Source organism: Amycolatopsis sp. NBC_00348, assembly GCF_036114655.1.
GTDB lineage: Bacteria > Actinomycetota > Actinomycetes > Mycobacteriales > Pseudonocardiaceae > Amycolatopsis.
In genome coordinates, this window is sequence record NZ_CP107994.1 from 4,010,292 (window position 1) to 4,032,114 (window position 21,823).

At 73.5% G+C, this 21,823-nt stretch carries 22 protein-coding genes; 4 read left to right on the top strand and 18 right to left on the bottom strand.

All coding sequences use genetic code 11. From position 1 onward, the window contains the following. Positions 1-26: 26 nt before the first annotated feature. The 13 genes from OHS58_RS17260 to OHS58_RS17320 form a co-directional block, all read right to left on the bottom strand. Positions 27-1,082: a serine hydrolase domain-containing protein gene (locus OHS58_RS17260; RefSeq protein ID WP_328648991.1), complete on the bottom strand. Its 1,056-nt coding sequence runs from the start codon at positions 1,080-1,082 to the stop codon at positions 27-29. Further along, on the bottom strand, positions 1,076-1,669 hold the full coding sequence (locus OHS58_RS17265) for a nitroreductase family protein (protein WP_326948841.1): 594 nt from the start codon (positions 1,667-1,669) through the stop codon (positions 1,076-1,078). The genes OHS58_RS17260 and OHS58_RS17265 overlap by 7 nt, the downstream gene beginning before the upstream one ends. Continuing rightward, positions 1,656-2,201, bottom strand: a complete 546-nt coding sequence (locus OHS58_RS17270; RefSeq protein ID WP_326948840.1) for a flavin reductase family protein — start codon at positions 2,199-2,201, stop codon at positions 1,656-1,658. The genes OHS58_RS17265 and OHS58_RS17270 overlap by 14 nt, the downstream gene beginning before the upstream one ends. Beyond that, entirely contained in the window at positions 2,185-3,303 is a 1,119-nt protein-coding gene (locus OHS58_RS17275; RefSeq protein WP_328648992.1) for a HesA/MoeB/ThiF family protein, read from the bottom strand. Before OHS58_RS17275 ends, OHS58_RS17270 begins: the two co-directional genes overlap by 17 nt. Further along, on the bottom strand, positions 3,300-4,550 hold the full coding sequence (locus tag OHS58_RS17280; protein ID WP_328648993.1) for an aKG-HExxH-type peptide beta-hydroxylase: 1,251 nt from the start codon (positions 4,548-4,550) through the stop codon (positions 3,300-3,302). The genes OHS58_RS17275 and OHS58_RS17280 overlap by 4 nt, the downstream gene beginning before the upstream one ends. After that, positions 4,547-5,839, bottom strand: coding sequence for an aKG-HExxH-type peptide beta-hydroxylase (locus OHS58_RS17285; protein WP_326948837.1), 1,293 nt, complete (start codon positions 5,837-5,839; stop codon positions 4,547-4,549). The genes OHS58_RS17280 and OHS58_RS17285 overlap by 4 nt, the downstream gene beginning before the upstream one ends. A 5-nt stretch (positions 5,840-5,844) precedes the next feature. Beyond that, positions 5,845-7,098: an aKG-HExxH-type peptide beta-hydroxylase gene (locus tag OHS58_RS17290; RefSeq protein WP_326953969.1), complete on the bottom strand. Its 1,254-nt coding sequence runs from the start codon at positions 7,096-7,098 to the stop codon at positions 5,845-5,847. Continuing rightward, positions 7,095-8,429: a tetratricopeptide repeat protein gene (locus OHS58_RS17295; protein WP_328648994.1), complete on the bottom strand. Its 1,335-nt coding sequence runs from the start codon at positions 8,427-8,429 to the stop codon at positions 7,095-7,097. The genes OHS58_RS17290 and OHS58_RS17295 overlap by 4 nt, the downstream gene beginning before the upstream one ends. Then, a complete protein-coding gene (locus tag OHS58_RS17300) occupies positions 8,426-9,781 on the bottom strand; it encodes a tetratricopeptide repeat protein (RefSeq protein ID WP_326953971.1) in 1,356 nt (451 codons plus the stop codon). Before OHS58_RS17300 ends, OHS58_RS17295 begins: the two co-directional genes overlap by 4 nt. A gap of 6 nt (positions 9,782-9,787) precedes the next feature. Further along, positions 9,788-11,359 carry an NAD(P)/FAD-dependent oxidoreductase gene (locus tag OHS58_RS17305; RefSeq protein WP_328648995.1) on the bottom strand — a complete coding sequence of 524 codons (1,572 nt, stop codon included), beginning with the start codon at positions 11,357-11,359 and terminating at the stop codon, positions 9,788-9,790. Beyond that, entirely contained in the window at positions 11,356-13,077 is a 1,722-nt protein-coding gene (locus OHS58_RS17310) for a S9 family peptidase (RefSeq protein ID WP_328648996.1), read from the bottom strand. The genes OHS58_RS17305 and OHS58_RS17310 overlap by 4 nt, the downstream gene beginning before the upstream one ends. After that, positions 13,074-14,327, bottom strand: a complete 1,254-nt coding sequence (locus tag OHS58_RS17315; protein ID WP_326953974.1) for an MFS transporter — start codon at positions 14,325-14,327, stop codon at positions 13,074-13,076. Before OHS58_RS17315 ends, OHS58_RS17310 begins: the two co-directional genes overlap by 4 nt. A 135-nt stretch (positions 14,328-14,462) precedes the next feature. After that, complete coding sequence (locus tag OHS58_RS17320) at positions 14,463-14,600, bottom strand: hypothetical protein (protein WP_247050999.1); 138 nt, start codon at positions 14,598-14,600, stop codon at positions 14,463-14,465. A 130-nt stretch (positions 14,601-14,730) separates the two neighbouring features. Here OHS58_RS17320 and OHS58_RS17325 point away from each other — a divergent pair, with 130 nt between their 5' ends. After that, a complete protein-coding gene (locus OHS58_RS17325) occupies positions 14,731-15,330 on the top strand; it encodes an alpha/beta fold hydrolase (protein WP_328648997.1) in 600 nt (199 codons plus the stop codon). Here OHS58_RS17325 and OHS58_RS17330 read toward each other — a convergent pair. Continuing rightward, entirely contained in the window at positions 15,308-15,898 is a 591-nt protein-coding gene (locus OHS58_RS17330; protein WP_328648998.1) for a TetR/AcrR family transcriptional regulator, read from the bottom strand. The two genes, OHS58_RS17325 and OHS58_RS17330, sit on opposite strands and share 23 nt — an antisense overlap. Positions 15,899-15,996: 98 nt before the next feature. On the opposite strand from OHS58_RS17330, the gene OHS58_RS17335 reads away from it, so the two are divergent. Beyond that, positions 15,997-16,368 (top strand): ester cyclase, encoded by a 372-nt coding sequence (locus OHS58_RS17335; RefSeq protein ID WP_326948828.1) that lies wholly within the window; start codon positions 15,997-15,999, stop codon positions 16,366-16,368. 61 nt (positions 16,369-16,429) lie between these two features. Here the strand turns inward: OHS58_RS17335 and OHS58_RS17340 are convergent, their stop codons facing one another. The 3 genes from OHS58_RS17340 to OHS58_RS17350 form a co-directional block, all read right to left on the bottom strand. After that, positions 16,430-17,452 carry a S1 family peptidase gene (locus tag OHS58_RS17340; protein ID WP_328648999.1) on the bottom strand — a complete coding sequence of 341 codons (1,023 nt, stop codon included), beginning with the start codon at positions 17,450-17,452 and terminating at the stop codon, positions 16,430-16,432. Positions 17,453-17,752: 300 nt separating this feature from the next. Next, entirely contained in the window at positions 17,753-18,490 is a 738-nt protein-coding gene (locus OHS58_RS17345; RefSeq protein ID WP_328649000.1) for a hypothetical protein, read from the bottom strand. Positions 18,491-18,613: 123 nt separating this feature from the next. Next, a complete protein-coding gene (locus tag OHS58_RS17350) occupies positions 18,614-19,033 on the bottom strand; it encodes a MarR family winged helix-turn-helix transcriptional regulator (RefSeq protein WP_326953979.1) in 420 nt (139 codons plus the stop codon). 56 nt (positions 19,034-19,089) lie between these two features. Here OHS58_RS17350 and OHS58_RS17355 point away from each other — a divergent pair, with 56 nt between their 5' ends. After that, entirely contained in the window at positions 19,090-19,614 is a 525-nt protein-coding gene (locus OHS58_RS17355) for a DUF6790 family protein (RefSeq protein WP_328649001.1), read from the top strand. Between the two features lie 20 nt (positions 19,615-19,634). Then, on the top strand, positions 19,635-20,273 hold the full coding sequence (locus tag OHS58_RS17360; protein WP_328649002.1) for a TMEM175 family protein: 639 nt from the start codon (positions 19,635-19,637) through the stop codon (positions 20,271-20,273). Between the two features lie 4 nt (positions 20,274-20,277). Here OHS58_RS17360 and OHS58_RS17365 read toward each other — a convergent pair whose 3' ends face one another. Next, positions 20,278-21,729, bottom strand: a complete 1,452-nt coding sequence (locus OHS58_RS17365; protein ID WP_328649003.1) for an amidase — start codon at positions 21,727-21,729, stop codon at positions 20,278-20,280. Positions 21,730-21,823 lie beyond the last annotated feature (94 nt).

Consider the following 21,823-nt stretch of genomic DNA (forward strand, 5'->3'; position numbering starts at 1 on the left):
CCTCTCTCTAGCGGGGGGACAACGGTTCACCGGGGGAACCCGGCGAGCACTCGGTCGGCGAACGCCCGGACGTCCGGCAGCGCCGTCTCCGACTTCGGCGTCACCGAGACCGATACGCAGCGGAAGGGGTCTTCGACGCACCGCACGACGGTCAGGTAGCCGCCGAAGCCACCGGTGCAGCCCCACGCCGGCCGGCCGTCGGGCAGGACACCGCGGAACAGCGCGAGCCCCCAGTCACGTCCCTCGTCCGCGGGCACGGTCGTGGTCAGTTCCCGCAGTGCGCGGCGGGAGAGCAGACCGGCGGTGAAAAGCGCGGTGAAGAACCGGCACAAGTCGGCGGCGGTCGTGATCAGATCGCCGGAACCCCACGCCTTGGCCGGGTTCTGCACGGTGATGTCGATCGGCCGCCGCGCGCCACCCCGGCCGGGCCAGGCGTACCCGCGCAGGTGCGGCCCGGGAATGAAGGGCGACGTCCCGGGCAATACGCTCGCGCCGAGTCCGGCGGCCGCGAGGATCCGGCCGAGCAGCGTTTCGTACCGCTCACCGGTAACCCGCTCGAGAAGCAGCGCGAGCACGAGGTAACCGGTGTTCGAATAACGCCATTCCGCCCCCGGCTCGAAATGGGCGGGCCGGGCCAGCGCCGCCTCGGCGAGCCGGCTCGGCGCCGTGGTCCGGAACCGCGCGGCGGTCAGCAGGTCCGCCGGGGTGACCGGCCGGACCTCGGTGGTGTCGACCAGGCCGCCGGTGTGGTTCAGCAACTGCCGGACCGTCACGCGGGGGTGGTCGCGCAGCAGTTCCGGGAGGTACGAGCCGGCCGGGGCGTCGAGCTCGACGCGGCCCGCGTCCACGAGCCGGAGGACGGCGACCGCGACGAACGCCTTCGTCAGGCTCCCCGCCCGGAAGAGGTGCTCCGGCGCCGCGGGCCGGCCGGTGGCCAGGTCCGCGGTCCCGGCGGCCGCGCCGTGACCCGTCACGCCGTCGGTCACGCGCGCGACCGCGGCGGTCGCCGCCGTCGTCACGAGCGCGTCGAGCCCGGCGCGCAGCACGGCGTCCGGCGCCGCGGTCGTCAGCAGCGTCACCACTTTCCCCAGTGCACGACGTCTTCCAGGGGCTTGCGGGCGATCGCGGGCCGCCACGGCGGGTCCGGGTCGAGGCGGTAGTCGCGGTGCCCGATCGCGATCGCGCCGACCGGCGTGTACTCGGCGGGGATGCCGAAGCGTTCGCGGAACGAGTCCAGCACCGGCGGGAGGATGCCGAAGAACTTCGCGCCCAGCCCGGCGTCGACGGTCGCCAGCAGCGTCAGCAGCGCCGTGAACCCGGTGTCGATGTACCAGTACGGCACCGCCCACCGGTCCTCCGCGCGGTCGGTCCAGTTCTTGTCCGCCTGCGTGTAGCGGTCCAGGTACGCCTGCTTCGAGGCGAGCGGGACGACGATCAGCGGCGCGCGCTTGACCGGGTTGCCCTTCGCCGGGTCCTGCCCGAGCGCGAGCCAGAACTCGGCGCGCTCCTCCTCGGTCCGCAGCGCGAGCAGCGCGTAACCCTGGCTGAACCCGGCCGACGGCCCGCGGTTGGCCACGTCGAGCAGCCGCCGCACGGTCTCGTCGTCGAGCGGCTCGTCGGTGAACGAGCGCACCATCCGCCGTTTGCGGATCACGTCACGGAATTCCATGTGCTGAGCCCCTTTCCCGAGGCGTCGGGCCGCCGAGCCGGGCGTAGTCCCCGCGGAAGTGCACGAGGGGCGCGCGGTCGGCGGCGGAGGTGACGTCGAGGACGGCGGCGAGGACCACGTCGTGGTCGCCGCCCTCGACGGTCCGGGCGACCTCGCACTCCAGCCAGGCGAGGCCGCCGGTGAGCAGCGGGGCGCCGGTGTGCGGGCCGGTCCGGTGCGCGAGGCCGGTGAACTGCGCCGCGCCGTCCGGCCGGCCGCCGTCGGAGAACCGCCGGACGGCCGGGTGGTCGCGCTCGCCCAGGACCGTGAGGGCGAACCGCCCGGCGGCCCGCACGAGCAGCGCGGTGCGGCTCTCCCGGGCCAGGCAGACCAGCACCATCGGCGGCCGCAGCGACACCGACGTCAGGCTGCTGACGGCGGTCCCGTGCGACGCGCCCGCGTGGTGGACGCCGAGGACCGCCACCCCGGTCGCGAAGTTGCCCATCGCCCGGCGGAAGGCGACGGCGCCGACCCGGTCACGGGCGGGCAGCACCGGCGCCGTCCTGTCCGCCTTCGCCGTGGCACACCGGGCACTCCGGGTGCGGCGGCCGCGGCACGGTCACCGGGCCGGGGTCGACGCTGATCTCGACGACGGCGTTCGTCGTGGCCGGCGGCGCGTACCCGCTCAGGAAGCGGAAGATGTCGAGCGCCGCGGGCGCGCCGGCGAGCATCGCCAGGGAGCTGAGCGAGCCGGAGTTCCCCTTGGGCAGCCGCCTGCCGGCCTCGACGAGCCGCGGCATCTTGGGGTTGCGGTCGACCAGGGCGGCCCAGTCGCACATCTGGCAGCTGGTCCGGCCCGGCACGTAGAGCGGGCCGACCCGGGTGCCCGAGACGTTGATGTTGGGCACCCCGGCCTCCCGCCCGGCGCGCGCGGCCCACTCCCGGATCAGCCACGGCGGGGTGTCGGCGCACCCCACCAGCAGGTCCGCGCCCTTGATGAGCGGCACCAGCTCGTCCGGGCCGGCGATGTACCGGTCGTGGAGCTCGACGTCGGTGCGCGGCGCGAACCGCCGGATCGCGTCGCGCGCCGCTTCGACCTTGCGGCGCCCGACATCGCCTTCGGCGTAGAGGATCGAGCGGTTGAGGTTGGAGGCTTCCACGACGTCGCCGTCGATCAGGCGCAGCCGCCCGACACCCATGCACAGCAGGTTGTAGACCATCCAGCTGCCGAGGCCGCCGGTGCCGAGCACGACGACGTCGGACCCGATCAGCCGCCGGATGTAGTCGAACCGGCTCGTCTCCGGCGTCTCGAACTCGGAGAAGAAGTCCACCAGCCGCGACAGCCGCGAGAGATCGGCGGGGTCGATGTCGTCGGGCGTGTGCGGTTCTTCGAGGAAACCCAGCTCCCGCAGCCGGTTCACGGCCGCCTCGGCCGCCGCGGCGGCCGCCGGGCCGAACCGGGCGGCGAGCCGGCCGGACAGCACCTCCGGCTCGGCGCCCTCCGCCAGCCGGGCGAGCAGCTCCTCGACGGCCTCGTCGAACGGGGCCAGCACGTGCACCCGCTTCCCGAGGCGCAGGATGACGCGCTCGCCGTCGCTCACCAGCTGCGTCCGGGCCCGCAGCCGGACCATCGTTTCCGTGCCGACCGCCGTCATGTGCCTTCTCCTTCCGCGCGGGCCCCGCTCACGCGGCCGCTCGCCGGGCTCGCCGCGTGCGCGGCGGCCTCTTCCAGCAGTTCGGTCCCCGCCTCGCTGAGCGCCCCCGACGTCGCGAGGGTGTCCTGCGCTTCGCGGAACTCGGCGTGGCATTCGTGGCCGCGTTCGGCGAACCGCTCGTCGCCCGTCACGGCCGCCGCCCGGGCCATCACGACCGCGACCCGGGCCAGGACGAACGCCGCGTGGTAGACGCCGGCGGCCGGGCGGGCGTCCTTGCGCAGCGGCGACGACAGCAGCCGGTGCTGCCCGCCTTCGGCGAAGAACCGCGTGCGCACGGACAGCACGTACAGCCGGGTGTGCGCGGCCTCGTGCACGAGCCGTTCCGCGGTGAAGCGGACCGGGTGGGGGACGTCGTCGCCCGACACCGCCCGGAGGAAGATCGCGCCGAGGTGCGACAGCGACGTCCACCCCTCCATCAGGGCGCTGGTGAACGGCACGACCAGCCGGACGTGGGTGGTCAGCTCGGCCAGGCAGTCCGGCCAAGCGCGGCCGATCAGCCCGGCGGCGCGGGAGAACACCGCCTCGACGCGGGTCGCGTCGGGCACCGGGCGGATGTCGCGCGGCGGGTACGGCGGCGGCGACGGCGTGGCGTTGACCCCGGCGAGCACCTCCTCGACCCACGGGTCGGTCGCGTCCAGCTCCACCGGGGTGCCCGCGAGCACCGGCCTGCGGGACTCCCCGAGCCCGGCGGCGGCGAGGATCCCGGCCGGGAACGTCTCGGTGACGCCGTCGCGTTCGACGCGCAGCTCGCCGCCTTCCCGCGACACGACCACCGACGGGTCGGTGCCCGGCCGCACCACGAGGTGCCGCGGCAGCCCGGGAACGCGCAGCTGGTCGCCGCGCACGAGCGGCACCCGGACGCGCGCGAAGTCGTCCCGTGCGAGCAGCGCGGGGGCGAGCAGCAGCCGGGGCAGGCTGTCCAGCCACGCCGAGATCCGGTCGCCGGCGCCGATCTTCACCCGGGCGTCCAATGTGGACCGCCAGTGCCGGAACAGCGGGTGCAGCACGGCGGCGCGCAACGCCGCCGGGTCGGCCGCCTCGACCAGGGCCCGCGCGGCCGCCAGCGGCCCGTCCGGCTCGGCGCCGCCGGCGTTCAGCACGGCGGTCAGCGACCGGAGAGCCGCGTCACCGCAGGCCAGCAGCGCGGGATCGTCGGGCTGCCGCGCCGGGACGAAGGCGGCCGTCACCGCTCCTCCCCCGGGCCGGCCTCGACCGGGGTCCGCGCTTCCGCGGCGAACTGGTCGAGCAGGGTCCGCCCGAGCGGGGTGAACCCGACGTTGTTGATCTCGAGCACCTGCAACGCGGCTTCGACGTCGGCCACGACCTCGATCCGCCGCCGCGCGTACCGCTGTTCGCCGGTCAGCCGGTGGGCGTACCGCAGGAACCGCGCGACCCTGGCGAAGACGAAGACCCCTTGCACGATCCCGATGAGCGGCCGCGGGTCGCGCCGCCACGGCGACTCGACGAGCGTGTCGCCACTGCCGTGGAAGACCGGGTCCTGCTCCATGATCATGCACAGCCGCACGTGGCTGTGCTCGTGCAGCAGGTGCTCGGCGGTGTACATCAGGTCCGAGAACGGGTGCCGGCACTCCCCCATGAACACCGCGCCGGGGAACGCCGCCTCGGCGAACGTCGAGTACGACCGGCTCACGAACGGCACCAGCAGCCGGGTGTAGCCGAGCAGCTCGGCGCCCGCGGCGGGCCAGGCGCGCGAGATCAGCGCGCAGGCCGCGGCCAGGTGATCGAGCGTCTCCGGTGCCACCACCGGCATCGCGGCGAGGTCGCGGGGCGGGTAGCCGGCCATCGGCGGCCGGGCATTCATCGACGCGTACAGGTCGCCGACGAACGGGTCGGTGCCGTCCACCTCGATCGCGGTGCCCGGGATCAGCGGCCGCTCGGCGACCGGCGAGCCGCCGCCGGGCGCGACCTCGCCGAGCAGCTCGGCCACCGGGACGTGGATGTCGCACCCCGGCCCCCGCACGTTCAGCCGGTCACCGTCCACAGTGGCGTGGACCGGGCCGTCCGGGGTGCCGACGGGCAGCAGCACGTGCCGGAGGTGACCGGGGAACCGGAGCTGGCCGCCCCGGGCCCGCAGCTCGACCCCGCCGCCGGGGACCAGTCCGTGCCGGGCCGCGGGCAGCAGCACGAACCGCCCGACGTCGGGCATGGCTTCCAGGAGCGCGGCCCGCTGGCCGGCCACGCTCCGCTCGTACTGCTTGACCAGCCAGTACATGTAGTAGGGGTGGGACTCGACGGCGGCCCGCTCGGCGGCGGGCAGCCCCTTCAGCGCGTCGGCCGCGAAGCGCAGCGGGGCCAGTTCGCCGGGCGTGAGGACCGTCGCCAAGCGCGTGGCGATGCGGTCGAGAGCACCGTCCAACCGGGACAGGACGAACCGGCGGCTGAGGTCGTTCTCGACGGTGCTGACGGCGAGGTCCGCGACGCCGTCGGCCAGGGGCGTGTCTTCCAGGGTGGTCATGACGCTCAGAACTCCTCGTAGATCTTGGGTTCGTCGGGGGCGGCGGCGCCGTAGGCCGCGGCGAGGTCGGTGATGTGCGCGTCGGCTTCGTCGAGCAGCGCGGCGCCGTCGGGGGTGAGCCGGACGTCCCGGCGCAGCGTGCCGAGCGCGAGCCGCACCTGCGTGACCAGCACCGGGATCCGCTCGGCGTAGCCGAGATCGCCGGCCAGCCGGTGCACCCGGTCGAGGGCGCGCGCGGCGCGGGTCACCACGAACGCGCCGTGGTAGAGCCCCATGATCGGGCGCAGCCCGGCGCGGAACGGCGACGGCACCCGGTCGGCGGCGTCGTGGTCGTAGAGCTTCGTGCGCGCCATCACCAGGTTGAGCCGCAGGTGGCTGGTCTCGTGGACCAGCCGTTCCACGTCCTGGACGTCGTCGTGGACGGTGGTGCGCAGGAACACCGCGCCCTGCCAGCCGACGTTGGTGAAGGCCGCGCGCACCTGGCTGGAGAACGGCGCCACGAGCCGGACGTAGTCCTCGAACTCGCGCCGCATCTCCGGCCACGCCCGGCCGAGCCGGTCCACGGCACCGCCCAGCCAGGTCTGCGCGGCGACGTCCGCCGCCGCCGGTGCGAGGTCGTCGCGGCTGCGTCCCGGCGAGGGCGCGGTGACGTTCTCGACCTCGAAGAACTCCCCGACCCACGGATCGGACGAGTCGAGTTCCACGGCCGTGCCGGGGATGGCCGGGCGCAGCACACCGGGGCCGGGGCGGTATTCGTCCAGCAGCTCGGCCACCGGCACGGCGTCGTGCCCGGTGAGCACCAGCTCGCCGTTCGTGGCCCGGGCCCGCAGCGCGCCGGACGCCTCGACGCGCAGGTGCCGTCGATGGCCGGGGAACCGCAGCTCGCCGGCACGCGGCGGCGGCAGGGCCAGGTCGACGTCGCCCCGGCGCAGCAACGGGATGAGCAGGAAGCGGGACAGCTCGGGGACGAGTGACGTCACCTCGGCGGCCCGGCCCGCGGCCACCGCCTGGGACAACCGGCTCCACCAGTACGAGTAGTACGGGTGGAGCGCGATGTCCGTCCACTCCGGACGGTCCAGCTCCGCGGCCAGCCGGGCGCCGCGCTCCAGCAGAGCGGCTTCGGCGGCCGGGAGGCGCGAGCCGAGCAGGCCGGCGAAGCGGCCGAGCCCGGCGAGCCGGAACTCCGCGAACCGGGCGACCGACGCGTCGCTCTCCTTCGGCACCGGCGAAAACGGCACGGTGGGACTGATGGTGGTCATGCTCGGGCCCCCTGTCGGACGGTCGTGGACGATGTCGGTGCGGCCGGGCCGGCAAGCCGGTGGTGCAGCACGTGGAGCCGGTCGCGGGCCCAGCCGGCGAGGAACCGCTGGCCGGTCCGGTCCGCGACGCCGTGCAGCCGGTGCAGCGCGGTGATGCCCAGCGGCTCCGCGGCGACGGAGTTCGCGTAGGCCTGCGCCGCCTGGTCGAGGTCGCCCAGCGCCTCGTGGCAGCGACCCGTGCAGTACCAGGCGGTTCCGGTGAAGGGCGCGCCCAGCACGGCCGCGGTCCGGTAGGCGTCCAGCGCGTCCGGCGTCCGGCCGTCGTCCCAGTGCACGGCCCCGAGCTGCAGCCACGCCCGGGGTTCCCGCGGGTCGTGCGCGGTCAGTGCGGTGGCGGCGGCGAGCGCGGTCTCGCGGTCCCCGCGGGCGACCGCGGCGTTGGTGATCGTTTCGAGGACGGCGTAGCGGTTCTCGTCGGCCAGCACCAGCGGCACCCCGGGTGCTCCGGTGACGTCGACGGCGTGGGCTTCGGCCTGCTTGAGCATCGCCGCCACGGCGTCGTGGTCCCCGCGCACGAACGGGCCGAAACTGGCCGCGCGCAAGGTGATGCTCGCCATCAGGAGGTCGCGCGGGCTCCCCTCGGCGTGCTGCGCGGCCGCTTCGGCGAGCACCCGGTCCGACCACTCGACGGTGGCCTCGCGGTCGCGGGTGGCCCGGCCGTAGTGGATGGCCAGGTTGACCGCCACGGCGAGCCGCACGCGCGGGGACGCCGGCGTCTGCGCCAGCACGGCCAGTGTGCGCGGTACCAGGTCGTGGACGGACTCGCCGAGCTTGGACCGCGCGCCGATGACCCGCAGCTCGCTCAGCGCGGTGAACTCGCCGGGCGGGCCGAGGCGGTCCCCGAGCGCCACGGCCGCGTCGAACAAGCACAGCTTGTACAGCGCGCAGATCACCTGGTAGCGCCGGAACGCGCCCAGCTCGTCCCACGCGTCCACGGCGTCGCACAGCGCCTGCCAGTGCGGGCTCCGCGCGGTTTCGGGCAGCTCGCCCGGCCAGGTGACGTCGTAGCTCGCGAGGCCGGTCTCGCGGATCAGCGCCGTCCGCAGGGACCGTTTCGTGTTGCCCTGGGGCGCGATCCAGCCGTCGGCCTCGGGCTCCGGTCCGGCGACGCTCTCCCCCACGTAGGCCGCGGCCTTCGCGTTGACCGGTCCGCCGGGCCCGCCGAGGTCGAGGAACGGGCGGAGCAGGTGGCCCGAGAGCGTCCCGGTCTCCGGGGTGACGAGGTCGTGCTCCTCGAGGAACTGCGTCGCGGTCAGCACTCGCTGTCTCATCGTGCCTGCTCCTTCGCCGTCGTGCGGGCGGGCGCCTTCAGCCGGGTGGTGATCTCCCCCAGCGAGCCGCCGGCCCAGGCGGGCAACGCCGCGAGCCCGCCGTCCGCCGCCCCGGCCAGTTCGTGGATGCGCAGCCGGGCGTCCACGCTGGCCGGGTCCGCGCGCACGGCTTCGGCGTAGGCCCGCAACGCGCCCGCGTGGTCGCCGAGCCGGTCCAGGCAGCGGGCCGTCAGGTACCAGGACAGGCCGGTGAACGGCGCGCCCAGCGTGATCGCCCGCCGCAGCTCGGGGAGCGCTTTCTCGGGCGCGCCGTCGTCGAGGTGGAACTTGCCGACGTGGATGCGCACCTTCGCGCTGAGCGGTTCGAGCTCGGCGAGCTGGGACAGGCGCGCCCACCCGCCGTCGCGGTCGCCGGTGTCGAGCGCGGCCCGCATCCGGGTCTCCAGCAGCGGGTTCATGTTGGCGGCCCAGACCATCCGCTCGGTGCTGTCACGGGGCCGGAACGCCAGCGCGTGGTGCTCGGCGGCGTCGAGCTCCTCCGTGGTCCGCACGCGGTCGCCGAGCAGGTGCGGCAGGTAGCACACGGCGCGCCAGAACGTGCTGGCGTACAACACGTCCGGCAGCCCGGCTCCGGGATCGAGCAGGTCGTACTGCGATTCGGCGACCTCGCGCCAGTGCCGCACTTCCTCGATGTCCCGTCGCTTGGCGGCCAGGACCACCAGGGTGAGGGCGGCGCCGAGCCGGACGTACCGGTCGCCCCGGTCGTTCTCCGCGGCCTGCCGCAGGGTCGCCGCGTTCACCCGCTCGGTGTCGGCCGAGGGATCGATGCGCAGCCGGGCGATGGCGAGCTGCATGCTCAGCGCCGTCGCGACGCCGTCGCCGCTGTCGACGTCCCCGATCCGGCCGGTGAACAGCTCCACGGTCTCGCCGAACAGGCCCAGCGTGTTCAGCAGCGTCGCGAGCCGCAGCCGCTGGCCCAGCGGCAGCAGCCGGGCCCGCGTCCACTCGACGAGCTGCCGCCACCGGTCGGTGCGCAGCCGCTCGGGCAGCTCCCGCGCCCGGGTGATCCCGTAGGCGGGCAGGCCGCTTTCGCGCACGAGCGCGGTCCGCAGGCCGCGCCCGGGGTGGGTCTGGATCATCAGCCGGGGCGCGTCCGGCGCGGCGAGCTGGCGGAACGCGACCTCGACCGACGTCGTCTCGCTGGGCCCGTCGACGAACTCGCTCAGGTCCAGGTACGGCCGGAGCAGGTACGCGCTGAGCGGGCCGCCCACGTCGTCGAGCCCCAGCTCGCGCGCCGGGACGTCCGCGACGCCCAGCTGGGCCCGCTCGAGCACGATGTGCTTGTGGTGCATCGGAACTCACCTCTCCGCCGGCAGCAGGCCGGCCCCGGCCGCGCGGAAGATGCCCGCCTTCACCAGCGCCCCGGCCAGCAGGGCCAGGTGCTGCCGGCGAGCACCGTCCGATGTGGACGCTTCGAGCAGGCTGCGGAGATCGCGCCGGCCGTCGACCGCCGCGAGCAGCCGCTGCCCCGGCGTGCCGCCGGAGAAGTCGATTTCGTGCGTGCGACGTCGTCGGTGCGCCACGCGCGTCGCCGGCACCAGCCGGCCACCCGCCCGGGTCCAGTCCTGGCGCAGCTCGACCTCGTCGGCGAACGACAGCACGGTGTGCTCGGGCAGGCGGGTGGGCGGGAGCGCCGAGGTGAACTCGGGCAGCAGCCGGCGCACCGCCGCCGGGAGCCGGATCGAGCCGTCCGCCTCCGCCTTGGCGAACAGCTCGACGCTGCCCGCCCCGATGTGGCGCAGCAGTTCCTCCGCCTGGCCGTCGGTCAGGTGCTCGAGCGAGCGCGCCCGCCAGAACCGGGTGTCGCCGGGGTGGGCCGCGTAGAGCAGCTTGGTCATTTCGGTGGTGCGGCGGTAGTGCCCGCGGACGCGCTCGTCGTACCACTTCGCCGCGCCGTCCTCGGGCAGGTCGCCCGCCAGCACCGACGCGATGCCCGCCGCGGCCAGCGAGGCCGAGTAGAGCGTCGCGTTGATGCCGGTGGAGAACAGCGGGTCGACGAACGCGGCGGTGTCGCCGACGAGCAGGTAGCCGTCGGTCCACAGTGGAGTCGCCACGGTGTGGTTGGTGTAGCGGAGCAGCCGCGGTTTCCGCGCCATGGTCGCGTTCGCCAGCAGGCGCCGGACGAGCTGGGAACTGGCGATCTGCTGGGTGAACACCTCGGCGGGCGCGCCGGTGATGTCCTCGGCGTCGCCGACGAAGCCGACGCCGGTCTGGCCGTCCGCGAAGGGGATGAACCAGATCCAGCCGTCCGCGCAGGCTTCGCTGATGACGTCGGCGGTGTGCGGCGCGTCCGGGCGCAGCGCGTCGTCCCAGTAGACGGTGACCGCCGCCCGCTGCGGGCCGAACAGGTCCATCGGCAGGCCCAGGCGTTTCGGCAGGAACTGGAACAGGCCGCTGGCGTCGACGACGTAACGCGCCCGCACCTCGAAGGTCGTGCCGCCGGCTTCCTGGGCGAGCAGCCCGGTCATCCGGCCGGTGTCGTCCCACCTCGGCTGCCGCGCCCAGGTCTCGGTGCGGACGTCGACGCCGGCGGCACGCGCGTTGTCGAGCAGGAGCTGGTCGAAGTGCTCGCGTTGCACCTGGAACGCGAAGCCCGGCCGCGGCATCTCCAGGCTGATCAGCGACGGCGAGGCGCCCCAGACCCAGAGCGAGCCGAGCTTGCGGTTGAACCGCTCCAGCTGCGGCAGCACGCCGAGCTCCTCGAGGACCGGCATCGACGCGGCCAGCAGCGACTCGCCGATGTGCCAGCGCGGGAACCGGGTGCCCTCCAGCACCAGCACCCGCGCGCCGGCCCGGGCGAGGAACGTCGCCGTCGTCGAGCCGCCGGGTCCGCCGCCGATCACGACGACGTCGTAGTCCAGGGTCGTCATGCCAGCACCCGCCCCAGGAAGTCCCGCGCGGCGGCGGCATAGCGGGCGGCGTTGCGCCGGATGCGGAAGCTGTGGTCGTCGTTCGCCAGCAGCACCCATTCGTGCCCGGCGCCGTCGAGGCGGGCGAACATCGCCTCGGCGTCCCCGGCGGGCACCTGCTTGTCGCGTTCGCCGTGCACCGACAGGACCGGGCAGCGGGAGGGCAGCGCGGCGGCCGGGTCACCGGCCCAGGCCCGGTCCGCGAACGCCGCGGCCGCGAAGCGGTGCACCTCCGGGTCGCCGCTGCCGGCCAGCACCGCCGGGTGCAGGTAGCCGCTCGTCGTGATCACACCGGCGACCTCCGGCAGCGCCAGCGACGCGCGGTAGGCGATGAACGCGCCGTGGCTGTGGCCGGCCAGGACGATCCGGCCGGGCTGGGCGAGGCCGAGCCGGATCAGGGCCGCGACGCTGTCGGCGACGTCCTCGACTTCGCGGACGCCGTGCTCGGTGACCGGCACCGGGGGCACCGGCCAGCCGGTGAACGTCGTGCCGCGGGTTTCCAGCAGCACCACGCGGTAACCGGCGCCGAGCAGGTCGAGCAGGACCGGGTTCCAGCCGTTGCGCCAGCAGGATGCGGGTCCGCCGTGCAGCATCACGACCGTCCCCCGGTCCGGGATCCACGGCTCGTAGGCGAGCGCGGGCAGGTCGAAGCCTTCCCGGCTGGGCAAGCGGACCACGGACGGCGAGACCGGCCGGGACACCGTCGCCGGCGGGGTCACCGGTAGCGCATCGGTGGCGCCCGGGCGCCACCGCCGCACCGCGGGCGGGTGGTCCGGGCCGAGCACGCGGAAGTAGCAGTCGTCGCCGTGCCACTGCGGCGCTTCGGCGCAGGTGCCCGCCGGGGCCGGCACCTCGGTCAGCGTCCGGGACGGCAGATCGTGGACGTGGAGCCGGGTGACGGGCCAGTCGTGGGCGGCGAAGGCCAGCTTGGTCCCGTCGCCGTTCCACACCGGCACGTCGGTCGGCGCGGGCCCGTCGAGGACCTCCATGGTGCCGGCGACCAGGTCGATCAGCCGGGCTTCGGTGGCCCGCCGCCGCCGGACGAGCACGACGACCGACCGGCCGTCCGGGCTCCAGCGCGCCCGGGCCGGCGCCGCGCTGCGGTTGCCGGCGAGCAGGGTGGTGACCACGCCGTGGTCGAGCACCACGATGTCCTGGCCGGTCTCGGACGCGACGGTCAGCACGATCCGGCCGTCCGGCGCGACGTCGGGCACCGGGTCCGGCCACCGCGGCGAGGCCGGCAGGCGCCACAGGGTCTCGGGACGCGCTCCCGGCGTCACGGCGACCCGGGCGAGCACCGGGCCGTCGGCGGTCTGCCAGGTGGTGACGACGTGGTCCGGGCCGGCCCAGGCGACCCCGCAGGGCTGGCGCGGGGCTTCGATCGCCGTCCGCACCGGCGTTTCCCCGGGGACGGCGGTGAACAGGACGAACCGGTTGTCCTCGTCGGCCAGCTGCGCCCAGAAGGCGATCCGCCGCGGCCCGCCGGAGAGGCCGGCCTGGTCGATGCTCGGCAGGGTGTTCGCCGGTTCGGGCGGGCTATCCGGACCTGACACGGTGTGGACGCGCGGGCCGTCGGCGGTGCTCCACGCGACCGCCACCCGGCCGTCGCCGGTCACCGCGAAGGATTCGGCCCAGCCGGTCTCCAGGAACAGCGCGCCGGGGCGGGTTGAGGTCGTCACTGCAGGCTCCTTACCGCGCGGGATGAAACGATGGCGGCGCCCCCGGCGAAGAAGGTCGCGGCGATGATCACCACGGCCCAGCGGGGGTCCAGCAGCGCGCCCAGCCAGCCGAAGAACAGCGGGCCCAGCGGCATCAGCCACTGCACGAACGACGTCAGGGTGCCGAACGCCCGGCCGCGGAACTGTCTGTCCACATTGGTCTGAACCCAGGAGGAGAGGGCGATCTGGCTGGCGCCGGCCGGCAGGCCCATCAGCAGGAACGCGGCGGTGCCGACGACGGGGTCGGGGACGAGGACGAAGAGCCCGAGCATGACGCCCTGGGAGAGGTGGTTGACCGCGAGCACCGGCCCCCGCCGGCGCCGCAGCCCGGTGTGCGCGAACACCCAGGCCCCCAGCACCCGGCCGATCGCGTTGGCGGCCAGCAGCGCGCCGAACAGCCAGCTCGCGGTGTACTTCGCCGCGGACAGGTAGGACGGGAGCAGGAAGACCAGCGAGTAGGCCGCGGCCTCCATGAAGGGGAAGACGGTGAACTGCCGCCGGAGCACCTCGTTGCCGAAGATGTACCGCAGTCCTTCCCGGACGTCGGCGAGGAGGTTGCGGCGCGGGCGCGGTGGTTCCGGCGGCGGCGCGAGGGCCGGCGTCCCGGGTCCGGGAAGCGCTCTCCGGACGTAGAAGACCGCGACCGCGGACACCGCGAACGTGCCCGCGTCGAACCAGAGGAACCCGCTCATGCCGACGAACGGGTACAACGCCCCGGCCAGCGCGGGGCCGACGACGCCGACGACGTTGATGGTCGTCAGGAACAGCGCGTCGAACTTGATCATCCGGTCCCGGTCGGGGAACAGGTCGGGCAGCCACGACTGCAGCGCCGGGGTGAAGCAGACACCGGACGCCGCCAGCACCGCGGCGCCGGCCAGCAGCGCCGGCAGGCCGGGTCCGTTGCCGAGGAAGAGCACGGCGAACGCCGCCACCACGGCGAACCGGACGACGTCGGTCACGATCATCAGGCCCGGGCGGTTGAAGCGGTCGATCACGACGCCGCCGAACATGCCCAGCAGGGCCACCGGCAGCGCCATCGCCGTGCCGAGCAGGGCGGCCGGGCCGATGCCGCCGTCCGTGGTGGCGTTCCAGGTCAGGCCGACCCGGTAGAAGCTGTCCCCGAGCAGGGACACCGCGAGGCCGAGCCACAGTGCGGTCGTGACTCCGGCCGCGACCGTGCGCTTCGGCGCGTCAACTGCAGGCGACGACATCCGTGGTCCTTTCCTGGGTGGGGCGTCGAAGACTGGGTGCGCCCGTCGCGATCGCGACGGGCGCACCCGCTGGGAAAACGTCACTCCGGTGCGGAGCCGGACCCCGCGGCGCGAGCCGGGAGGTCACTCACCGGGTCACGCGCCGTAGCAGTACTCACACAGGGAGAGCACACCGAACTCGTCGAGGAGTTCCTGCTCGCTCACGTCGAGGCTGAACGTGGCGTCCTTCGGAGCCTCGACCTTGGCCTGCACGGTGGTGGTTGCCGACATCATCTTCACCTCCTCTCGTCTGACGGGAGGAAGGTTCGCGCGCCGCCCTTTCCGTCCGCCAAAGATTCACCAACCGGCTACCAACGGCCGGGTTTTCCGGTTGACTGGCGGAGGCCGACCCGAAGGAGCGCGCGTGAACGTCCTGCTGGTCCACGGCGGACTGCACGAAGACATGGACGCCCGGCGATTCTGGGGAAGCACCGGCGTCGTCAGCGGTCTGGAGCAGCGAGGACTGCGCGTCCACGCCCCTGACCGCCTCGCCGGCGCCCGCAGCTGGCAGTCCGAAGCGGACCACCTGACGCCGGTGCTTCCTGACGAACCGGTCGTGGTGGTCGCCGGGTCCAACGGCTGCTCGGCCGCCGTCCGGCTGGCCCTCACGCACCCGGGGCGGGTCAGCCGGCTGCTCCTCGCCTGGCCGGCCACCGCCGGGGACACCTCGATCGACGACCGCGTCCGCGAGCGCGTCACCGACCCGGCGATCGCCGCCGAGCTGCTGCGGGGCGAGACGCTGCGCGGGGTCCTCGACGGCGAGCTGGCGGGCCTGCGCGTGCCGACCGGCGTGCTCCCGTCGGCGCCGCACAACCCGGTGCACCAGCGCCGGACGGTGGACGCGCTGCTGCGGCTGCTGCCCGACGCGCGGGAGCTACCCGGCTTCCCCGAACCCGTGCGGCCCGGGTTCGCCGATCACCAGGACGCCTTCCTCGGCACGGTCACGGCGTTCGCCGGGGCCTGACCTCGCCGGGCCGCCGGCCGACACCGTCGAGGACGAACCCGAGGAGGCGGCGGGCGTCGCCGGGGTCGCCGCCACCGGCGTGCGCGACCGCCGCGACCAGCGCCATCAGCTCGGCCGCACGCAGATCCGGGTGCGCGGTCCCGGCGGCCTGCGCGTCGCGCAGCAACGGGACGGCCGCGTCGTCGGTCATGCGATGCCATTCGGCGAGCTGCGGCGCCCCGCTGCCGGCGCCGAGGTGGTGGGCGTCGACGAAGGCGTCCCGCAGGCCCCGGCTGCCGCTGATGTGGTCGACCACCGCGCGCAGCCATACCGGCAACGCCGCGCCGGCCGGTTCGGCGGCACGCATCTGTTCGGCCAGCACACAAAGCGCGCCGATGCGCGCTTCGTAGACGGCGTCGATCAGCTGCTGCCGCGTCGGGAAGTGGCGGTAGAGCGTCGCGTTGCCGACGCCGGCGACGCGGGCGATGTCGTCCAGGGACGCTCCCGCGCCGCGGGTGTTGAAGGCGCTTTCGGCGGCCGCCAGCAGGTTCCGGCGGTTGCGCTGGGCGTCGGCGCGGGGCTCGGGCATCGGACACCTCTTGCCGATCCGGGGACAGTCCCCGTATCGTACCGGCAGCGTACCGGGGACAGTCCCCGTTACCTGCTTCCCGTGAGGAGACCGAGCCGATGACCCCACCGTCGAGCCCCGCCGAGGTGAACCGGGCGATCCTCGCCGCTCGCGCCGCGGGCGACCTGGACACCGCGTTGAGCTACATCGCGCCCGAATCGCGGGACCAGGGCCACCGCGTCACCCACGCGGACTGGCGGCGGAAGTGGGAGGGCCTGCTGGCCGGGGTTCCGGACTTCGACGTCGTCGTCGAGGCCGACGTCGAGAACGGCGAGTGGGTCGCCCACCGCTACACCGTCCGCGGCACCCACACCGGCGACTTCTTCGGCAGGCCACCGACCGGCGACCGGTTCGAGGTCGCGGGCATGGACATGATCCGGGTGGTCGACGGCCGTCTGGTCGAGCACTGGATGGTCGCCGAACCGTTCTGAGCCGAGCGATCGCGGCGCCGCTTCCTCCTCGGAGACGGCGCCGCGATCAGTTCGGCGTGGGTCAGGCCAGAGTGAGGCCGTAGGACGAAAGCTCACGGGTCAGCGGGTAGAAGTAGCTGACGGTCGTGTTCCCGCCGGACAGGGTGCCGAGGCCCTTGGAACCGTCGTAGGCCGGGCCGCCGGAGTCACCGTGGTCGGTGTGGGCGGTGGTCCCGAACTCGTGGTTGAGCACACCGACGTCGAAGTTGACCGACTGGTCGACCGACGTCACCTGGCCGGTGCCGCCACCGGTGGTCGAGCCCTGCTTGGAGATGCGCTCGCCGACCTGCGGCGCGGCCGCGCTGGTGATGGTCTGGCCGGTGTTGATGCGGCCGGGACCGGAGCCGTTCGGCCGGGTCAGCAGACCGGAGTCCGCGCCGGGGCAGTCACTCCGGACGACCCGCGCGCCGCTGACGTCGCCGCCGGACCAGGTGCCGCCGAGGTTGGTGCAGTGCCCGGCGGTGAGCAGGTACGGGGTGCTGCCGCTCTTGACGTTGAACCCGAGCGAGCAGCGCGCGCTGCTGTTCTGGATGGCGTCGCCGTCGGCGATGTACAGCTCGAGCTTGCCGGTCTTGTACTCGACGCGGGCGCTGTCGCCGTACTGCTTCGCGGCGGTGGCGACCTTGTCCGCGGTCGCCTTGGTAGCGGCCGAGAAGATCGTCACGACGACCTGGTTGGTGGAAGTGTCGATGCCCCAAGAGGTTTGCGGCACGTTGCGCACGTTGTCGAGGGCGTTCTTGACCCCGGTCAGCGCGGCGAAGGTGTGGGTGACCTTCTTGGCGGTGAGACCGGCCGCTTCGACTTTTTGCGCCCCGGCGTCGTCCAGGACGTTGACGATCGCCTTGCCGTTGTCGAGGTAGTAACCACCCGACGCGGCACCGAGCGCACCGACCACCTGGTCGGCCTGGGTCATGGCATTGCCCTGGGCAAGGGTGAAAGCAGCCTCGGCCGACAACGGCGCGGCGTGAGCAGCCGGGACACAAAGCGCACAGGCCAGGGCGGCCGAGGCGAATGCGGTGAAGCCGGCGAGTTTCCGGGAAGTCATCAAAATCCTCCGGGTCGTCTTTGGGGGGAAGACTGGCGTGAGGGGTACTTGCCACGGTGGAACACTGCGTGACGATCCAGCTTCCGCGGGTGATACACCACCGACGAAGGTTTGTTTTCAACCGAAAGCCCACTTGGAAAACGGACAAACGAGAGTTTAGTCGAGTAATCCACCAGCGGTTGTCCGGCGAGATCACCGGACCACTCCGTCGCATGGTCGCTTCCCGGCAACCCCGGACGTGGCACCATCCCGGGTCGCACTTTCCTGCCGCTGCCGCAGTGCGGGCCGCAGGCAATGCGCTCAGCGGTCCGAGAGCCCCGAGTCGGGAAGCGCGGGTTCCAGCTCTGTCCCGGGCCATGACTCCGGCGCGGGACCGAACGCGCGTCGGGCGGCCCGGACGGCCAGGGCTGCGACAGTGGCGTTGGCGCCACCGCCGATCACCGCGCCGATGCCGAACGGAGCCACCCGGCCGAGCACGATGATGCCCTGCTTGGTGCCGTACTTGGTGACGAAGTTCTTGCCCAGGACGCCGTTGATCTGTTTCAGCGCCGTCGAGGGCACCTTGCTGACGAGCTGGCGGGCCCAGTGCTGGCCGGTGCGCTCGGCGGCCTTGCCGACGATGGTCGAGGAACCCGACTGGCCGAGCAGGATCCCCATGACCAGCGTCCGCCGGCGTTCGATCTCGTCCAGCGGAACGCCGTGGACCTCGGCGACCGAGAGCACGAACAGGGCGCTCAGTTCGAGCGAAGAGAAGGCCTCGCCCGCCGACAACGCCAGTGCGATCCCGGTGCCGACGGCGGGTGCGGCCGCGGTGGCCCCGACCGCGGCCCCGCTGCCCGCCAGGGTGCTGACGTACATCCGCTCCAGGGTGCGCACGACCTCCGCCGGCGTCGCCTCCGGGTTGCGCTGACGGGCCCGGGCGATGTTCTTGCGCACCAGCGGTGTCTGCATGCCGATGGCCTTGTCCAGCAGCGCAAGGACCGGTTGCCCCGGCCCGCTCGACGCCGGGACCGGTCCTTCGAGGGCATCAGAGGCCACAGCGAGCTCCTTCGCGTCGTCAAGTTGCCGCACAGTCTCGCACCCGCGCGGCCGGAGCCCATCGATCCCCACGCCCGCCGCGTCACGTGCCGGAGTCGCGCGGGGTTTCGCGCCGATATGCCGTCAGTCGGATTCGAGGATTTCCGCCAGCCGGAGCGTGTCTTCGAGGTAGCGCTCGTAAGGGAACCCCGCGGCGACAAGCCCGGCGCGGAACTCGTCGTAAAGCGGCTTCCCGTTGACCTGGAACGCCTTCCGCCCGGTCTCGGTGAGCGTGACCAGCCGCCGACGCGCGTGGGCGGGGTCGACGACCACCCGCACCAGGCCGTCAGCCTCCAGGGACCGCAGCGCCCGGCTGATCGCCGGGTCCGAGACCGACATCGCCTGTGCCAGCCGGTGCTGGGTTGCCGGCTCGATGTCCTCCAGGGTGCCGAGCAGCCGGATCTGGCTGTAGGTCAGGCCGTCCTGGCCATCTGTACGCCGCCGGGCCGCGTCGCCCAGGAGCATGACCACTCGGTGCAGCAAGTCTGCGAGTCCTTCGTCCACGTGGTCAGCCTAACAGAGTGTTGACTAGTTAATGTTAACCATGCAAGATTCACGGCATGGACAACTTCGATTACCTCGCCCAGTCAGCCTTTCCCCTGGTCTGGATCCTGGTCCCGGCCATCGGCGCCTACGTCCGCGGCCGCCACGCCGCCTCCGCCCGGGAGCGGCTGGAGATCTGGCAGCGCTGGTGGGCCATCGGCGCCTTCGGCATCGGCAGCCTGTGGATGACGGTGGCGTTCCTCGTCTTCCCGGACGTGATGGCCACCGCGATCGGCTTTCCCCGCACGCCGTTCCTGTTCGAGATCGCCTTCGCCAACCTCGGGCTGGCCGTCATGGGCTTCCGCGCCGCTTCGGCGTCGGCGCGCGAGCGCATCACCATCGGGCTCGGCGCCGGCATGTTCCTGTGGGGCGCGCTCGTCGGCCACGTCTACCAGTGGTTCGCGAACGGCGACCACGCTCCGGGCAACACCGGCGGCGTCCTCGTCAACGACCTGCTGATCCCGGCGGTCATGATCGTCCTCGCCGTGCGGTCCCGGCGTCTGGCCGCCACGCCCTCGCCGACCGGCCCCGTCGCCGCCTGAACCCGCGGGAGCCGACCACCATGGGAACCCAGCACAGCGACAGCAAGACCGGCGAAGCGCGCACGGCCGCCGCCGACCGGCTCACCACGTTCGTCGACGCGGTGATCGCGATCGCGCTCACCCTGCTCGCCCTGGAACTGCCCGTCCCCACCGGCGACACCACCGACGCCATGCTGAGCTCGGCGTTGGCCCACGGCAAGGAGTACCTGGCCTTCGCGCTCAGTTTCACGGTGATCGCCGCCCACTGGCGCGCCCACCACGAGATCTTCCGCTACGTCGGCTCGCTGAGCCCCCGCCTGACCAGCCTCACCCTGGTGTGGCTGTTCATGCAGGTCGTGATGCCGTTCGCCACCCGGGTGCTCACCGCCGACGGCGCCTTCCCGCCCCGGTTCAGCTTCTACGCGCTCGTCCAGGTCTTCGCGTCCGCGACGTTCGCGCTGATCATCCGGGAGATCCGGCGCGAACGCCTGTACCGCACGGACGTCGCGCCGCCGGAGTTCGCCCAGAGCCTGGTGCGCAGCATCTGCCTGGCCGCCGTCTTCGGGCTGTCCGTTCCCCTCTCGTTCCTGATCACCGGCACCGGCGCGTACCTGTGCTGGCTCGCGGCGCCGCTCGTGCTCGCCGCCGCCCGCCGCGTCCAGAGCCGCGCCGTCCGGTGACGCCCTACTCCGGCTTCCGGAAGCCGCCGATCTCCCGCTCCAGCAGTTCGGCCAGCCGCAGCGGGGTGCGGTCCTCGAACATCGGGCCGATGAGCTGCACCCCGACCGGCAGGCCCTCGGGAGACCGGCCCGCGGGGACGGCGGTGGCGGGCAGCCCGGGCATGGTCGCCAGGCCCGCCCAGACGAGCTGGTCGAAGTACGGGTACTCGACGCCGTCGACGTCGACGCGCCGGTCCAGCGGATTCGGGTGGTGGTCGTGCGGGAACGCGGGCGTCGGCGTGATCGGGCACACCACGGCGTCGAACTCGGCGAACAGCCGCCGCCAGCCGTGGCGGTGCACCTCGCGGCGGTTGCTCGCCGCCAGCCAGTCGCCGTGGCTGAGCACCATGGCGCGCAACCGGACGGCGTCGAGGCTCCGGTCGTCCGCGCTCAGTCCGGCGACGCGGGTCCGCAGCTGCTCGAGCGTTTCGACGGGAAACCGCGCGGGCGAACCCGAAATCAGCAGCTGCATGTAGAGCGTCGCGGCTTCGGTCAGATCGGGCAGCAGCGGGCTGTGCCGGGCGACGCGGGCGCCGCCGTCGACGAGCGCGGCCGCCACCCGATCCACGCCCGCCCGCACGGCGGACCCGGTCGCGATGAGCGGGTGCTCGTCGAGGACCAGGACCCGGAAGTCGCCGAGCCGCTCGTGGCGGGCGGGCGGCAGGGCCAGCCGGTGGGCCACGCCGGACGTCAGCGGGTCCGGTCCGGCCATGACGTCGAGCAGGAGCGCGAGGTCGCGGGCGGTGCGCGCCATCGGACCGACGACGGCGAGGTCGAGGTCGGCCGGCAACGCCGGCTCGGCCGGCGGGACCATCCCGCGACAGGCCGCCAGTCCGAGCGACGGCTTGTGCGCGTAGACGCCGCAGAAGTGCGCGGGAGTGCGCAGCGAGCCGGCGATGTCGGAGCCGATGGACAGCGCGCCGAACCCGGACGCCAGCGCCGCCGCCGACCCGCCGGAGGACCCGCCCGCCGTGCGGCCGCGATCCCACGGGTTGGTGGTGGTGCCGTAGATCTCGTTGAAGCTCTGGATGTCCTGCAGCCCCAACGGCACGTTGGTCTTGCCGAGCACCACCGCGCCCGCGGCCTTGAGCCGCGACACCTGGACCGCGTCCTCGCCCGGCACGTGGTCCCGGTGCGGCGGCATGCCCCAGGTCGTGGGCAGCCCGGCGATGTTGTACGACTCCTTGACCGTCACCGGAACGCCGAGCAGCGGCCGGTCCTCCCCCCGCGCGCGGGCTTGGTCGGCCCGGCGTGCGGCCGCCCGCGCACGGTCGAAGTCCGGCACGCAGATCGCGTTGATCACCTCGTCGTCACGCTCGATGCGGGCGATGGCCTCGTCGGTCAGTTCCACCGACGTCACCGCACCGGCACACAACGCGGCCACGAGTTCTTCGGCCGATTGAAAGCTCCATTCCATGAATTCGAAGCTATCGACCTGTCACCGAAGACACGAAATTCCGGTTCACGCAACGGGGGCTCACCTCGTTCCACCATCAAAGGTGTCCCATCGC

Excerpts from the sequence above, each read along its gene's own strand:
- OHS58_RS17265 (WP_326948841.1), bottom strand. The coding sequence starts at position 1,669 with ATGGAATTCCGTGACGTGATCCGCAAACGGCGGATGGTGCGCTCGTTC.
- OHS58_RS17275 (WP_328648992.1), bottom strand. The coding sequence starts at position 3,303 with ATGACGGCGGTCGGCACGGAAACGATGGTCCGGCTGCGGGCCCGGACG.
- OHS58_RS17285 (WP_326948837.1), bottom strand. The coding sequence starts at position 5,839 with ATGACCACCCTGGAAGACACGCCCCTGGCCGACGGCGTCGCGGACCTC.
- OHS58_RS17290 (WP_326953969.1), bottom strand. The coding sequence starts at position 7,098 with ATGACCACCATCAGTCCCACCGTGCCGTTTTCGCCGGTGCCGAAGGAG.
- OHS58_RS17295 (WP_328648994.1), bottom strand. The coding sequence starts at position 8,429 with ATGAGACAGCGAGTGCTGACCGCGACGCAGTTCCTCGAGGAGCACGAC.
- OHS58_RS17300 (WP_326953971.1), bottom strand. The coding sequence starts at position 9,781 with ATGCACCACAAGCACATCGTGCTCGAGCGGGCCCAGCTGGGCGTCGCG.
- OHS58_RS17305 (WP_328648995.1), bottom strand. The coding sequence starts at position 11,359 with ATGACGACCCTGGACTACGACGTCGTCGTGATCGGCGGCGGACCCGGC.
- OHS58_RS17315 (WP_326953974.1), bottom strand. The coding sequence starts at position 14,327 with ATGTCGTCGCCTGCAGTTGACGCGCCGAAGCGCACGGTCGCGGCCGGA.
- OHS58_RS17320 (WP_247050999.1), bottom strand. The coding sequence starts at position 14,600 with ATGATGTCGGCAACCACCACCGTGCAGGCCAAGGTCGAGGCTCCGAAG.
- OHS58_RS17330 (WP_328648998.1), bottom strand. The coding sequence starts at position 15,898 with ATGCCCGAGCCCCGCGCCGACGCCCAGCGCAACCGCCGGAACCTGCTG.
- OHS58_RS17335 (WP_326948828.1), top strand. The coding sequence starts at position 15,997 with ATGACCCCACCGTCGAGCCCCGCCGAGGTGAACCGGGCGATCCTCGCC.
- OHS58_RS17340 (WP_328648999.1), bottom strand. The coding sequence starts at position 17,452 with ATGACTTCCCGGAAACTCGCCGGCTTCACCGCATTCGCCTCGGCCGCC.
- OHS58_RS17355 (WP_328649001.1), top strand. The coding sequence starts at position 19,090 with ATGGACAACTTCGATTACCTCGCCCAGTCAGCCTTTCCCCTGGTCTGG.
- OHS58_RS17360 (WP_328649002.1), top strand. The coding sequence starts at position 19,635 with ATGGGAACCCAGCACAGCGACAGCAAGACCGGCGAAGCGCGCACGGCC.
- OHS58_RS17365 (WP_328649003.1), bottom strand. The coding sequence starts at position 21,729 with ATGGAATGGAGCTTTCAATCGGCCGAAGAACTCGTGGCCGCGTTGTGT.